Origin of the sequence: Pseudomonas reidholzensis, assembly GCF_900536025.1 — a bacterium.
In the GTDB taxonomy this organism is placed as follows: Bacteria; Pseudomonadota; Gammaproteobacteria; order Pseudomonadales; family Pseudomonadaceae; genus Aquipseudomonas; species Aquipseudomonas reidholzensis.
In genome coordinates, this window is record NZ_UNOZ01000013.1 from 124,396 (window position 1) to 137,521 (window position 13,126).

The following is a 13,126-nucleotide window of genomic DNA, read 5'->3' on the forward strand; positions in this document are numbered from 1 at the left end:
CAAGAATAAATGCGTAATGAGACCGGGCGTCTGAGTAGTGATGAGGTTGATCTGCTGGTTCTGATCAGGGGTATATGGAGGCAGAAGTTGCTGGTCTTCATCGTGACGGCGCTGGCTGTCGCCGTCGCTGTCAGCTACGCGCTCCTTGCCACTCCGGTATATGAGGCCAAGGCTTTCATCCAGCCACCCACCAACAACGAAATCGTCAACCTGAATTACGGGCGGGGTGGGGAAGGAGGATTGAAGCTACTGTCCGCCAAGGATGTGTATGAGGTGTATCTTTCTAACCTGACTTCCGAATCATTACGTCGTCAGTTTTTCCGAGAGCAGTACCTGCCGTATGTTCAGGGTGCCCGTAATGGCTCGCGGGATGATCTCTATGTGCGCTTCAATACTCAGGTTGTTGCCACCGTTGCGAAGGATGGGGTTGGGCGTTCATCTGTGTCTGTGCTTCTCAATGACCCTGAAGTGGCCGCTGGCTGGGTGGATGAATACCTGAAGATCGCCAGTGAGCGTGCCAAGCTCGAGATCATCGGTAACGTCAGGGCTGATGCAACAATCAAGGTCGGTAATCTACAGCAGCAGATCTCGGAAGCGCGCAAGTCAGCGCAGAAGCAGCGGGAAGACCGTATTGCACAGTTGAATGAGGCGTTGAGGGTTGCCAAGTCGATTGGGCTGGAGCGTCCGCCTATTATTTCCAATTCGATATCGACCGAAATCACCGCGGGCATGACCGGCTCACTGGCTTACATGCGCGGCTCGAAGGCGCTTGAGGCAGAGATCGAGAACCTGCGCCAGCGCACGTCTGATGATCCCTTTGTGGACGATCTGCGTGAATGGCAAGAACAACTGGAGTTTTATCGGACGCTGCATGTCGACCCGCAGTCGATCGATGTGTATCGCCAAGACGGGGCGATTCAGATGCCAGATGCTCCGATCAAGCCTAAAAAAGCCATCATCATCACCCTGGGGGCGATTTTTGGCTTGCTGCTTGGCGTGTTGATCGCCTGCGTGCGTACCCTGTTGCTACGTGATTCGCCCGCTCGACTTCAATAGGCAATGCATTCGCGCTTGCATTGCAGCGGGATCGTAGCAAAATTGAGGGTCATTTCGGATGTCGGTCATGTAGACGGTGGTTTTTGGGCGCCGGCGCTGGCAAGCGAGGGGGGCTGTACCCGCTGCCTGCCGTCAGACGCTATGGGTAGAGGCGTCAAGAGAGCCTCTTGACTCTCCCTGACACCGGTTGCGATTGAGGATCTGCACCTTCGATAGAGCGGTGCAAGCTTCAACATGACAGATGTTAACAACGCTGGAAGGAGCGATTTTTTTGAAACTTGTACAAACCCGAATCCCCGATGTCGTCGTCATTGAACCGACTGTGTATGAAGACGACCGTGGCTGGTTCATGGAGAGTTTCAACGAGCCCGCTTTCCACGCCGCTTTGCGTGGGCTGGGTTTGCCGCTTCCGCGCCCATTTTTGCAAGACAATCATTCCAGCTCACGCAAAGGGGTATTGCGGGGGCTGCATTTTCAGCTGGAGCCGCGTGCTCAGGGCAAGCTGGTCCGGGTGATCAAAGGCGCTGCTTGGGACGTTGCTGTTGATATCCGCAAGGGTTCGCCTACGTACGGGCAATGGGTTGGAGAGACTCTCAGTGCCCATAACGGCCGCATGATGTGGATTCCCGAAGGCTTTGCCCATGGTTTCATCGCGCTGGAGGATGACACTCAGTTCCTCTACAAGAGCACCAATGTCTACAGCAAGGAGCACGAGGGCAGCCTGGCCTGGGATGATCCGGACCTGGCCATCGACTGGCCCGACGTCGGGGGGCGGATCATCAGCGAAAAGGACCGAGACGCTGCACCGTTCAAGGGGTTCCCTGGGGTAGAGGTGCCAGCCGCCAACTCGGACGTGGAAACGTATGGGTTCCGGGTTATCGGTGACGAGCGCGGTAGCCTGATCGCGCTTGAAAGCGCTGGCAGCATCCCGTTCGATGTGAAGCGGGTGTACTACATTTTCGCTACGCAAAGCGATGTCAGCCGCGGGTTCCACGCCCACAGAGATTTGCAGCAACTGGCTATTTGTGTTTCCGGTAAATGCCGCATGACGCTCGATGATGGCACCGTGCGTCAGGACGTGTGGCTGGACTCGCCGGACAAAGGGGTGCTGATCAGAAATCTTATTTGGCGCGAAATGCATGATTTCAGTGAGGACTGTGTACTTCTGGTGCTCGCCAACGCCCATTACGATGAGACCGACTACATTCGTGACTACCAGACATTCCTGGGGGAAGTAGCAAATGGAAAAAAATAAAAAGCTGGTCATTGTCGGGGCGGGTGAGTTGGCGATGATTGCCTACGAGTATTTCACCTACGACTCAAGCTATGAGGTTGTCGGGTTTGCGGTTGAGCGAGAGTACCTCCGGGAGACCTCCCTGTATGAGCTACCTATCGTGCCGTTTGAAGAACTCGAGGCGTCATTCGCTGTGCATCAGCACGAGGCCTTCGTGGCGATCCCAGCGTCGGGGCTGAACCGGCTCAGGACGCGCTTGTATGAGGCTGTCAAAGAAAAAGGCTATACCTGCGCCACCTATATCAGCTCCCGTGCGTTCGTCTGGCGAAACGCCAAGATCGGCGACAATTGCTTCATCTTCGAACACAACACCGTGCAACCATTTGTTGAAATCGGTAATAACGTGATCCTCTGGAGTGGCAATCACATTGGCCATCGCAGTGTCATTGAAGACAACTGCTTCCTGTCCTCCCATGTGGTTGTTTCAGGCTACTGCAGGATCGGTAATTCCACGTTCATTGGTGTGAACGCTACCATCAATGATCGCATCAACGTGGCGCGTGACTGCGTCATCGCCTCCGGATCGCTGGTCAACAAGCACCTTCAGGAGCCGGAGCGTATCTACTACGGCGCGCCCGCCCAAGAGCTGCCGAAGAAAAGCGCCCTCAAGGTCAAATTTTAGGAAGTTGCATGAACTGGAAAAAGCTAGGGCTGGTGTTTACCCAGGATGGCACGGTGGCCTGGCGGCGTAACTCTGCCCTCACGCCTACGCCGTTTCTTCTGAACGATAACGTCATTCGCGTCTACGCGGGCTTTCGGGATGATGAAGGGATCAGCCGGATTGGCTATGTCGATGTCGATAGCCGGGACCCAACCCAGGTAATTGGTGTATCCGCCGCGCCGGTACTGGATCGCGGGCGCGATGGTTGTTTCGATGACAATGGCGTCATTCTCGGCGACGTCGTGCGCGACGGAGACCGCCTGCGGATGTATTACGTGGGGTTCCAGTTGGTGAAGCGCGCTAAGTTTCTGGCATTCACCGGCCTTGCCGAAAGCACTGACGGTGGGGAGACATTCCAGCGCGTCAGCGAAGCGCCGGTGCTCGATCGCTCGATCGAAGGCAACACTATTCGCGCGGTGCACACGGTGCTGTTCGAGGAAGGTGTATGGAAGATCTGGTATGCGGTTGGCGATGACTGGCAGATGATCAACGGCGTGCCCTATCCAAAATACAACATCTGGTATGCGCAATCCGCCGATGGCAAAGCATTCCCTGCGAACGGGGTGCTGTGCGTCGATGTGGAAGGGGATGAGTACCGTATCGGCAGACCCTCTGTCTACAAGACGGCAGACGGTTACATGATGTTCTATACCAAAGGTGGCACCAGTGGTGAGGATTACTTCCCCGGTGTGGCCTATTCAACGGACGGTGTCCAGTGGCAGCGTCGCGACGCGTCGTTTGGCTTGAGCCTGGGTGAGCAAGGCTTTGATGACCGCCACCTGTGTTACCCGCGGTTGGTGACGGCCGGACATCGCACGTTCTGTTTCTACAACGGCAACAACATGGGTGCCGAGGGCTTCGGTGTGGCGGAGTTGCTTGAAGCATGAAGTGCGTTGCCTACAGTGCTGAGCATCGTGATGTCTGGGATCAATGGGTGGGTGCGTCGCGCACGCCTCTGTTTTTCTTCAAGCGTGACTTCATGGAGTACCACGCCGACCGTTTCGAGGATGCTTCACTCCTGTTTTACGACGAGGACGACCTGCTCGCCGTCCTGCCGGCCTCGCGCCATGGCGATGTGCTGAGCAGTCATGGTGGGCTGACATTCGGCGGCTTGATATTCGGCCCCAAGGTTCGGGCTGATAGCGTGCTGGCAGTGTTCGATAGGCTCGTCGCTCATGCGCGTGAAATGGGCTACAGGCGCATTCTGTACAAATCCATCCCGTACATTTTTGCCAGTCAGGGGGCGCAAGAAGACCTCTATGCGCTTACGCGCATAGGTGCGAATCTGGTGCGCCGCGACCTGTCCAGCGTCATTTACCAAGGCAACCGGCCAAAGATGTCCAAGGGTCGCAAATGGCTGGTCGCGCGTGCGGCCAAGCTAGGCCTGAAAGCCGAAGTGTCGCAGGACTGGGATCAGTTCCATGACCTGTTGGCTACCGCTCTGCAGCGGCACGGCGCCCAGCCTGTGCACAGCGCCGAAGAGCTCAAGCTGCTGCAGTCGAGGTTTCCAGACAACATACAGCTCAACGTGATCCTGCATGAACAGCGCATGGTCGCGGGCGCGGTACTGTTCCGTTTTGGCCACGTGACCCACACCCAGTACCTGGCCACCAATGATGAAGGCAAGGATATGGGTGCGCTCGATGCGTTGATCGAGCACTGCATTCGCGAGGGTGAAGAGCGCCGCGAAACGTTTTTCAGCTTTGGCATATCCACGGAAGACGGCGGCAAGGTGCTCAATTCCGGGCTGATCAATCAGAAAGAGAATTTTGGCGCCCGCGGTATTGTTCTGGATTTTTACGAGATCAACATAAATTGATTACCTTCCTCGATCTAAAGAAACTGAATGGGGTCTACGCTGCGCAGTTGCGCGAGGCCTGTGCCCGGGTCATCGAATCGGGTTGGTACATTGGGGGGCAGGAACTGGCTGCCTTCGAGCAAGAGTTTGCCGCCTATTGCCAGGCCGAGCACTGCGTCGGCGTGGCCAATGGCCTGGACGCGTTGACCCTTACGCTTCGCGCCTGGAAGGAACTGGGGTTGCTGCGTGAAGGCGACGAGGTCATCGTACCGGCAAACACCTACATCGCCAGTGTCCTGGCGATCACCGAAAACCGCTTGATACCCGTGCTGGTCGAACCGGACGCTGGCACCTACAACCTGTCTGGCGCAGGCGTGCAGGCTGCGCTGACCGAACGCACCAAGGCGGTAGTGGCCGTGCACCTTTACGGTCAAATGGCCGAAATGCCAGCAATCATGGACCTGGCCAAGGCCAATGGCCTGCTGGTGCTCGAAGATGCTGCGCAGGCTCATGGCGCCAGCATAGAGGGTCGCAAGGCGGGAACATGGGGGCATGCAGCGGGCTTCAGTTTCTATCCTGGCAAGAACCTCGGTGCGCTCGGCGATGCGGGTGCGATGGTGACCCATGATGCGCAATTGGCCAAAATGGTTCGCGGCCTGGGTAATTATGGGAGTTACCGCAAGTACGAAAACGCGTTTCAGGGGGTGAACAGCCGTCTCGATGAAATCCAGGCCGCGATGTTGCGGGTCAAGCTCGAGCACCTGGACCAAGAGATAGCGGCACGCCGTCAGGTTGCCGACAGTTATCTGCAGGGCATTGATAATCCGCTCATCCAGCTGCCCCAGGTCACTGCTGGTGAAGCGCACGTATGGCATCTGTTCGTCGTGCGCTGTGAGCGTCGCGACGAACTCCAGCGTTTCCTTCAGGAGCAGGGTGTACAGACCCTCATCCATTATCCCATCCCGCCTCACAAGCAGCAGGCGTATGCCGAATATGCTGCGTTGACGTTGCCGTTGACGGAGGTCATCCACGAACAAGTGCTGAGCTTGCCGATCAGTCCGGTGATGAGCGAAGACGACGTGAAAGCCGTCATCTGCGCCGTTAACGCTTTTTCCTGATTTGCGTCCTGTTGGCCAGTGCGAGAAGGTTCGCCTGGCCGGCAAATTGCCTTGGTCGAGTGCGTTTGAACATTTTCAAAACAAGTATCCTCACTGCAATCGCCACCCTGGCGCGCCTGCTTTCCGGTTTCATCGTGATGAAACTGGTGGCGCTGCTCGCCGGGCCGGAAGGTGTTGCGCAGCTGGGGCAGTTCATGAGCCTGACGGCATTGCTGGTGGTGTTTGCCGGTGGTGGCGTGGGGCCGGGCGTGGTCAAGTATCTCGCCGAATACAAAGGCGATGATGCGAGGGTAGCCAGCCTGCTGCGGACGGCGTTCAGCTTTACAGTGATTGCTTCGCTGGGCATGTGCCTGCTGGTGCTGCTGTTCAGTCGGCCGATTGCAGGCTGGTTGCTGGAAAGCGACCAATACCAGTGGTTGATTGTCGTGTTGGCGGTAGCGCAGATGTTCGTAGCCCTGCACAACCTGGTGATCGCCACTGTCAATGGGATGATGGATGTCAAGCGGCTCGCCGTTATTCATGTCTGTGGTGCGGTGGTGGGTGTCCTGCTGCCGGCGCTGCTGGGTTATTTCTACCAGTTGCCGGGGGTCTTGCTGGCGTTCGTCCTATCCCAGGCCGCACTGCTGATCATCAGTTTCATCGCCTACCGACGCAGTGATTACTTCAGCTGGGGCAATATTGGCTGGCAGGTGGACCGTGACAACTTTGCCAACCTGGCGCGTTTCTCCTTGATGACACTGACCTCGGCATTGCTTGCGCCCATCGTTCAGATTGCCGTGCGTAACTATCTGGCCGGTGAGTTTTCCTGGGAAGATGTCGGTTACTGGCAGGCGGTGTCCAAGGTGTCCGAGGCCTACCTGTTGTTCATCACCATGGCGATCAGCGTCTACTATTTGCCCAAGTTGTCGGCGATCACCGACCGTGGACTGTTTGTCGACGAGATTCGCAAGGGGTTCACCGTACTGATGCCCCTGGTGGTGCTGTCAGCGCTGCTGATCTACCTGTGTCGTGACTGGGTCACTGAACTCTTGTTTTCAGCTGAATTTCACGGCGCCTTATACCTGTATGCTCCGCAGTTACTCGGTGATGTAATAAAAATCGCCGCCTTTCTGCTCTCTTACATCATGCTGGCTAAAGCCATGACCCGGGTTTTCTTCTGGTCGGAGGTGACCTTTGGGTGCATGTATTTCGGCTGGGTGGTGCTGCTGACGCAACAATTTGGCCTCGTGGGATCCATGTACGCATTTATCGTAAATTATGTAATTTACTTTATATTTTGCGCGGTTGTGGCCTCTCGCTATATCACTAAAATGTAATGACCTGGACAGCGCAGCTTGTTCGGGTTAAGGAGTAAGGGCCTATGGCCGTGATCAGCGTCATGATGCCTACGTATAATGCCGAGAACTATATCGTCGCGGCGTTGGATTCGATTCTTCAGCAGGATTACCCTGATCTGCAGGTTGTCGTTTCCGACGACGCTTCGAGCGATGGTACCCAGGCCATTATTCGCCAGTATGCCGAGCGCTACCCCTCGAAAATTACTGCGATCTACAATCAGACCAACTTGGGCGTCACCCGTAACTGCAACCTTGCGTTGAGTCATTGTACCGGTACGTACATTTCGCTGTTTGCCGGCGATGACATCATGCTCCCTGGGAAGCTTTCACGTCAGGTCGCACTGATGGAGTCGGACCCCGAGTGCGTGCTGTGCTATCACCCCGTGGAGATCTTCGACTCCGCGACTGACAAGACCTTGTTCGTGACCAACCAGCACCCGCGCGAAGACGTGTATACGTGCCAGGATCTCCTGCTTAAAGGCGGGATTCCCGGTGGTTGCTCCATTGTCCTGCGCCGCAGCGCCCTGCCTGAGGGGGGGTACGACAGTCGCCTGAAGACGGTCAGTGACTGGCTGTTTTTCCTGGAAATTTCACTCAAGGGTCGCTTGCGCAAGCTGGATGCGGTGCTCGCCCGCTACCGCAAGCACGCAGGCGGTGCCAGTCGCCAGACCTATGAGCTGCTCGCCGAATCGCTGTTTGCTCTGGACCTGTTCGAGCAGAAGCATCCTGAGCGCCACGACCTGCAGCCGTTCATTCGCCAGGCCAAGGCGCGTTATGTGGCGGGCGAGGCGTTTCGTCAATTGAGCACGGACCCTGCGCTGGCGCTAAGGTTGTCCAGGGATGTGCTGGGTTTCCAGGCGAGCGGCAAGTACCGCTTGCTGCAGGGGGTGGCCTGGTGCAATTGCCATGTTCCGGGTGCGAGGTTCGTATTGGCGGGGGTGACCACCCGGCTTAAATACTTCCTCAAGCGAATTGCAGGTTAAGTCAGGCGGACGGGATTCAGAGCATGGGTAATCCAGTCTTCGTATTCGGAGCGGTGTGGGGTGGCGTATTGCTGCTCTACCTGCTGGGCGCCACGTCCAACCTGGTACCGGTCAATGTCATCGGCCTGAGTTTGATCGCACTGAACATCCTCAGTGCTGCTTTGTTTTATGTGATGCTCGCTGGCGGGCGCCGCAAGGCGCTCATCAGTGAGCAGCAAGCCATGGAATACCGCCAGGGCGCCAAGACCTACGCGCGTATCCTGTTCTGGCTCTGGCTGCTGGGTAGTTGTTTCGAAGTGTATATCCAGCGCGGTTTTCCGCTGTACTGGAACTATGTAGGCGACGGCCGCTTGTACACCGATTTTGGTATCCCTTCGTTCCATGGGATCATGAACGCGATGTACCTGCAGGTGGTCACGGTGTTGGCCTATCTGTACTTCATGCGGCCGCGCAAGCTCTACATCCTGATGATTCTGTTGCTGCTGTGCTGGCCCGTACTGATGCTGGGGCGTGGGATCCTGTTGAGTGCGATCATTCAGATCGTGGCGGTCTTTTTCGTCCTGCGGCGGTTGAGTGTGCGGGTAGTAGTTACCCTGTTGATGAGCGCGCTGGTGGCGATTTTCCTGTTCGGCTACGTCGGCGACTTGCGGCAAGTGGTCAACCCCTTTGGTTATCTGGTCAAGCCAGAGTACGTGGAGTTTTTTTCGGCGCTGCCCAGTGGCTTCCTGTGGTTTTATGTTTATTTGACTTCAGGCATGAGCAACCTGTTCTACAATGTTGAAACGTTGCAGCCGGCGTATGACTTTCGTTACTCCATGTATAATCTGTTTCCAAGTGCAGTGAAATTGTGGCTGGGGTTGGATCAGCGTAACGACCTGTTCGTATTCGTGGACGGTAACCTCAATGCGGCGACGTTTTATTCAGGATACATTTCGGACTTTGGCGTGGTGGGGGCATTTTTCCTCGCCGCGTTCGTACAGTTCTGTTGTTGCTTGGCCTACGCCCAGGCGACTAAAGGTCGACCGTGGGGGATATTTGCCTACGCGGTGGCCTTCCAGATCTTAATTTTTTCCATCTTTTATGATATGTTTTTCCTTTTGCCCGTGCTCATGCAATTTGTGCTAGTCATGTTCTACTGCCTGGCCTGCAGGCTCAGGCGTCGACTTTTTAATCAATAGAATTGTCCCTGCGCATTTAAAACCGGCGACGGGTGCGTATGCTGAACCCTAGGAGACGAATATGACAAAAACAGTGCTTGTAACCGGTGGAGCAGGATTTATCGGTTCACACCTCATTCCGAAGCTGCTGGCCGATGGCTTTCAGGTGCGCGTGCTGGATTCACTCTCCCCGCAGATTCATGGCGCCGTTGCGCGCAATCTGGAGTGGCTCGAGGACGACGGCATCGAATTCATCCGCGGCGATGTCACTCGTCGTACTGACTGGGAGCGTGCACTGCTGGATGTCGATGCGATCGTCCACTTGGCAGCAGAAACCGGCACGGGCCAGTCCATGTATGAGATTGCTCGCTACAACGATGTGAACAGCCAAGGCACTGCACTGATGTTCGACGTGCTTGGTAAAATGAATACGCATCGTGTCACGCGTGTAGTGCTGTCCTCCAGCCGCTCCATTTATGGCGAGGGAGCGTATGTCCATCCTGTCAGTGGCGCGCGGGTCTATCCAGGTGCCCGCAGTGCTGAGCAGCTGCGGCAGGAGCAATGGGAGCCGGTGTGTCCGCAAACCGGCGTCGCGCTGCAACTGGTGGCGACCCAAGAGAGCGACCTGATTCAGCCTGCGTCGATTTACGCGGCGACCAAATACGCCCAGGAAGACCTCGTGCGCATTGGCTGCCAGTCAATGGGCATCGGCTTCGCGATGCTGCGCCTGCAGAACGTGTACGGTGAGCGGCAGTCGCTGAATAACCCGTATACCGGGATCCTGTCGATCTTCTCCACCAAGATCCGCCGTGACTCCGAACTGCCGCTGTTCGAGGATGGCAAGGAAAGCCGCGACTTCGTCCATGTGGAGGACGTCACCGACGCGCTGTTGGCTGCCCTTACCGTCGCCCAGGCACCCGATGCCGCCATCAACGTCGGCAGCGGTGTTGCCACGTCGGTGCGGGCTGTTGCCGAGGAACTTACCCGAGCGTTCGGCAAGTCGCCGAACGTCGTCGTCACGGGGCAGTTCCGCATTGGTGATATCCGTCACAACTACGCCGACATCAGTCGTCTGCAGAGCCTGCTGGGCGTGACCCCGAAGGTTTCGCTGGCTGACGGCCTGCAGCGTTTCGCGGCATGGGTCAGCTCCCAGCCACTTCCCGAGGATCAGCTGGAAAAGGCAAACCAAGAACTGCGTGAACGCAAGTTGATGAATTGAGGCCTGCCATGAGTTCGGATCAAGTCGGGTTGTGTGGTCTGCTGCTGTGTGATGCGAGACGACACAGAGCGTTGCTGGGTGCTGATGTGAATGCGTCGGTGGCCAGGCTCGTGCTAGGCATGTTTTCTCCCCGTTTTGCGCCGGTCTTGCTCTACCGCCTGGCCTACGCCTGCCAGCGCCATCGGCTATCGCCCTTGGCCAAGGTGTTTTCCCTGATGAACTTTCTGCTGTTCGGGATCGAGATCGCTGTCGCATGCCGTATTGGGCCGGGTCTGTTCTTTCCGCATACCCATGGCACGGTAATCGGCGCATACAGCATCGGCAGCAACGCGGTGATCTACCAGGGCGTCACCGTGGGTGCACGCGACCTTGATTTTACCTACGACGAAGCGCACAGGCCGGTGCTCGGTGACGGTGTGATGCTGGGTGCCGGTGCCAAAGTACTGGGCGGCATTCGGCTTGGTGACGGTGTTACAGTCGCCGCCAATGCCGTGCTCCTGATGTCGGTGGCCGATCACTGTGTGGTGGGCGGCATCCCGGCGAAAATCCTGAAAACGCGGAATGAAGCGGCGTGAAGTTTTCTCTTGCAAACAAAAAGGTCCTGCTCATAGCTCCCCAGTTCTTTGGGTACGAGCAGGAGATCCGCGGCGAGATCGAGCGCAGGGGAGCCAAAGTCGATTTTCTTCTTGATCGGCCGTTCACCTCGCCCTTCCTCAAGGCTGTGACGCGCTGGCGCCGGCAGTGGGTGATGGCTGCAGCGCAGCGCTATTACCGCGAACATACCGACACCACGGCAGATTACGACTACGTCTTTGTGGTCAATGGCCAGACGCTGTCGTCCGAGGTGCTTGAGGAGTGGCGCAGCTGTTTCAAACGAGCCAAGTTCTTCCTGTACATGTGGGACTCGTTTGGCAACCGCAAGGATGTGGTGAACAACCTGCGCTACTTCGACCATGCCTTCACATTCGATCGGCAGGATTCCCAACAGCATGGCATTCACTTCCGGCCGTTATTTTTTTCCTCCGGTTTCGAGGATGCAGGTGAGGCGCCAGCACGCTGGGACATCAGTTTCATCGGTACGGCGCACACCGATCGCTACGCCATCGTGTCGCGTGTCGCAGCGGGGCTCGGTGCCGAGGTGAACGCCTACTGGTACCTGTATTTGCAGGCACCCTGGGTATTCTCCCTGTACCGGCTGATCAACCGTGGGTTCCGCGGTGCGAAAAAGGACCAGTTCCGTTTCGACCCCCTGACCAAGGCCGATGTGCAGCATGTGTTTTTTTCTTCGCGGGCAGTGCTCGACATCGAGCACCCGCAGCAGACCGGCCTGACCATGCGGACGCTGGAGACGCTCGGTGCACGCAAGAAGTTGGTGACCACCAACGCCAGTGTGCGCGGCTACGATTTTTTCCACGCGCAAAACATCTGCGTGATCGACCGCGACGATCCTGTTGTCCCGGTTGGCTTTCTCGATTCGCCTTATGTCGATGTAGCGCTGGCTACTTACCAGCGGTACCGGCTTGAGGGCTGGCTGGATGAGATTCTGGAAAAGGAGCTGCCATGAAGTATCTGGTGACCGGTGCGAGCGGTTTCATTGGTCGAGCCACTTGCCAGGCACTCGTGGCGCGTGGCGACGAGGTAGTGGCGTTGGTCCGCTCCTCAGCCTTCGAACTGCCCGGTTTGCAGGTGGTTCACGCCGAGCTGGCTGATGAGGATCGACTGCGCCAGGCACTGGTGGGGGTTGATTGTGTCGTGCACCTCGCTGGGCGGGCGCACCTGTTGGCGGATGATGCAGCGGATCCGTTGGCCGAGTTTCGTGCGGTCAACCGCGACGCGACGTTGCGCCTGGCAGCCCTGGCGCGTGAGGCCGGGGTCAGGCGTTTTGTGTTCATGAGCTCGATCGGGGTGAATGGATCGCACACCCAGGGTGAGCCCTTTTGCGAAACGAGCCCGGTGGCACCCCGTGCCGACTACGCCCTGTCCAAGCTTGAAGCCGAACAGGGGTTGATCCGGTTGCTGGGGAGCGACACGATGGAGTGGGTAATCATTCGCCCTCCGCTGGTCTACGCGGCGCAGGCTCCGGGGAATTTCCAGCGTCTGCTGAAACTGGTCGCCAGTGGGATGCCACTGCCATTTGGCTGGGTACGCAATCGGCGCAACATGGTCGCGCTGGATGACCTGGTGAGCTTCATCCTGCTCAGCAGCGTGCATGCCAGGGCGGCCAACCAGCTGTACCTGGTTGCCGATGCCCAGGCGGTCTCGACCCAGGACATCGTGGTCTCGCTCGCACAAGGCATGGGGCGCAAGGTGATCAACCTGCCAGTGCCGCCCATCTTGCTGCGCCTGGGGCTGGCGGTACTGGGTAAGACATCGCTCTATACCCAGTTGTGCGGCTCGCTGGAAGTCGATGCGGCGAAGGCGCGGGAATTGGGCTGGGTTTCTCGCTCCAGTGCCCAGCAGAGCCTGATCGCGGTCGGCCAAGGCTACCGCCTCAAATGATTTT

The 13,126-nt window shown here is 57.3% G+C and carries 13 protein-coding genes and 1 pseudogene; all 14 read left to right on the forward strand.

Annotation, left to right across the window (positions count from 1 at the left end; translation table 11 throughout):
• The first annotated feature begins 9 nt into the window (after positions 1–9).
• The 14 genes and pseudogenes from CCOS865_RS08515 (at position 10) to CCOS865_RS08575 (ending at position 13,122) form a co-directional block, all read left to right on the forward strand.
• Complete coding sequence (locus CCOS865_RS08515) at positions 10–1,056, forward strand: LPS O-antigen chain length determinant protein WzzB (RefSeq protein WP_119139750.1); 1,047 nt, start codon at positions 10–12, stop codon at positions 1,054–1,056.
• A 271-nt stretch (positions 1,057–1,327) separates the two neighbouring features.
• Positions 1,328–1,858 (forward strand): annotated as a pseudogene (gene rfbC / locus CCOS865_RS28680) (dTDP-4-dehydrorhamnose 3,5-epimerase); the annotation flags it as partial.
• Positions 1,859–1,909: 51 nt separating this feature from the next.
• Positions 1,910–2,311, forward strand: coding sequence for a sugar 3,4-ketoisomerase (locus CCOS865_RS28685; protein ID WP_244216090.1), 402 nt, complete (start codon positions 1,910–1,912; stop codon positions 2,309–2,311).
• Positions 2,298–2,972, forward strand: coding sequence for an acetyltransferase (locus CCOS865_RS08525; RefSeq protein WP_119139754.1), 675 nt, complete (start codon positions 2,298–2,300; stop codon positions 2,970–2,972). Before CCOS865_RS28685 ends, CCOS865_RS08525 begins: the two co-directional genes overlap by 14 nt.
• Positions 2,973–2,980: 8 nt before the next feature.
• Positions 2,981–3,898, forward strand: a complete 918-nt coding sequence (locus CCOS865_RS08530) for a glycoside hydrolase family protein (protein WP_119139756.1) — start codon at positions 2,981–2,983, stop codon at positions 3,896–3,898.
• Positions 3,895–4,830 carry a GNAT family N-acetyltransferase gene (locus CCOS865_RS08535; protein ID WP_119139758.1) on the forward strand — a complete coding sequence of 312 codons (936 nt, stop codon included), beginning with the start codon at positions 3,895–3,897 and terminating at the stop codon, positions 4,828–4,830. Before CCOS865_RS08530 ends, CCOS865_RS08535 begins: the two co-directional genes overlap by 4 nt.
• Complete coding sequence (locus CCOS865_RS08540) at positions 4,827–5,927, forward strand: DegT/DnrJ/EryC1/StrS family aminotransferase (protein WP_119139760.1); 1,101 nt, start codon at positions 4,827–4,829, stop codon at positions 5,925–5,927. The genes CCOS865_RS08535 and CCOS865_RS08540 overlap by 4 nt, the downstream gene beginning before the upstream one ends.
• A 65-nt stretch (positions 5,928–5,992) precedes the next feature.
• Positions 5,993–7,243, forward strand: a complete 1,251-nt coding sequence (locus tag CCOS865_RS08545; protein WP_119139762.1) for an O-antigen translocase — start codon at positions 5,993–5,995, stop codon at positions 7,241–7,243.
• A 44-nt stretch (positions 7,244–7,287) separates the two neighbouring features.
• Complete coding sequence (locus CCOS865_RS08550) at positions 7,288–8,247, forward strand: glycosyltransferase (RefSeq protein WP_119139764.1); 960 nt, start codon at positions 7,288–7,290, stop codon at positions 8,245–8,247.
• A 23-nt stretch (positions 8,248–8,270) separates the two neighbouring features.
• Entirely contained in the window at positions 8,271–9,425 is a 1,155-nt protein-coding gene (locus CCOS865_RS08555) for an O-antigen polymerase (RefSeq protein ID WP_119139766.1), read from the forward strand.
• Positions 9,426–9,486: 61 nt separating this feature from the next.
• The gene (locus tag CCOS865_RS08560) at positions 9,487–10,623 is read left to right on the forward strand and encodes an NAD-dependent epimerase/dehydratase family protein (RefSeq protein ID WP_119139768.1); all 1,137 of its coding nucleotides are present in this window, start codon (positions 9,487–9,489) and stop codon (positions 10,621–10,623) included.
• A gap of 8 nt (positions 10,624–10,631) precedes the next feature.
• Entirely contained in the window at positions 10,632–11,198 is a 567-nt protein-coding gene (locus tag CCOS865_RS08565; protein ID WP_119139769.1) for a serine O-acetyltransferase, read from the forward strand.
• Positions 11,195–12,187: a WaaS/CpsH family glycosyltransferase gene (locus CCOS865_RS08570; RefSeq protein ID WP_119139771.1), complete on the forward strand. Its 993-nt coding sequence runs from the start codon at positions 11,195–11,197 to the stop codon at positions 12,185–12,187. Before CCOS865_RS08565 ends, CCOS865_RS08570 begins: the two co-directional genes overlap by 4 nt.
• Entirely contained in the window at positions 12,184–13,122 is a 939-nt protein-coding gene (locus CCOS865_RS08575; RefSeq protein WP_119139773.1) for an NAD-dependent epimerase/dehydratase family protein, read from the forward strand. The genes CCOS865_RS08570 and CCOS865_RS08575 overlap by 4 nt, the downstream gene beginning before the upstream one ends.
• Positions 13,123–13,126 lie beyond the last annotated feature (4 nt).

What these genes read in the sequence shown, in the direction of transcription:
- CCOS865_RS08575 (WP_119139773.1), top strand. Translation starts at nt 12,184, where the DNA reads ATGAAGTATCTGGTGACCGGTGCGAGCGGTTTCATTGGTCGAGCCACT.
- CCOS865_RS08555 (WP_119139766.1), top strand. Translation starts at nt 8,271, where the DNA reads ATGGGTAATCCAGTCTTCGTATTCGGAGCGGTGTGGGGTGGCGTATTG.
- CCOS865_RS08560 (WP_119139768.1), top strand. Translation starts at nt 9,487, where the DNA reads ATGACAAAAACAGTGCTTGTAACCGGTGGAGCAGGATTTATCGGTTCA.
- CCOS865_RS08535 (WP_119139758.1), top strand. Translation starts at nt 3,895, where the DNA reads ATGAAGTGCGTTGCCTACAGTGCTGAGCATCGTGATGTCTGGGATCAA.
- CCOS865_RS08515 (WP_119139750.1), top strand. Translation starts at nt 10, where the DNA reads ATGCGTAATGAGACCGGGCGTCTGAGTAGTGATGAGGTTGATCTGCTG.
- CCOS865_RS08530 (WP_119139756.1), top strand. Translation starts at nt 2,981, where the DNA reads ATGAACTGGAAAAAGCTAGGGCTGGTGTTTACCCAGGATGGCACGGTG.
- CCOS865_RS08550 (WP_119139764.1), top strand. Translation starts at nt 7,288, where the DNA reads ATGGCCGTGATCAGCGTCATGATGCCTACGTATAATGCCGAGAACTAT.
- CCOS865_RS08525 (WP_119139754.1), top strand. Translation starts at nt 2,298, where the DNA reads ATGGAAAAAAATAAAAAGCTGGTCATTGTCGGGGCGGGTGAGTTGGCG.
- CCOS865_RS08565 (WP_119139769.1), top strand. Translation starts at nt 10,632, where the DNA reads ATGAGTTCGGATCAAGTCGGGTTGTGTGGTCTGCTGCTGTGTGATGCG.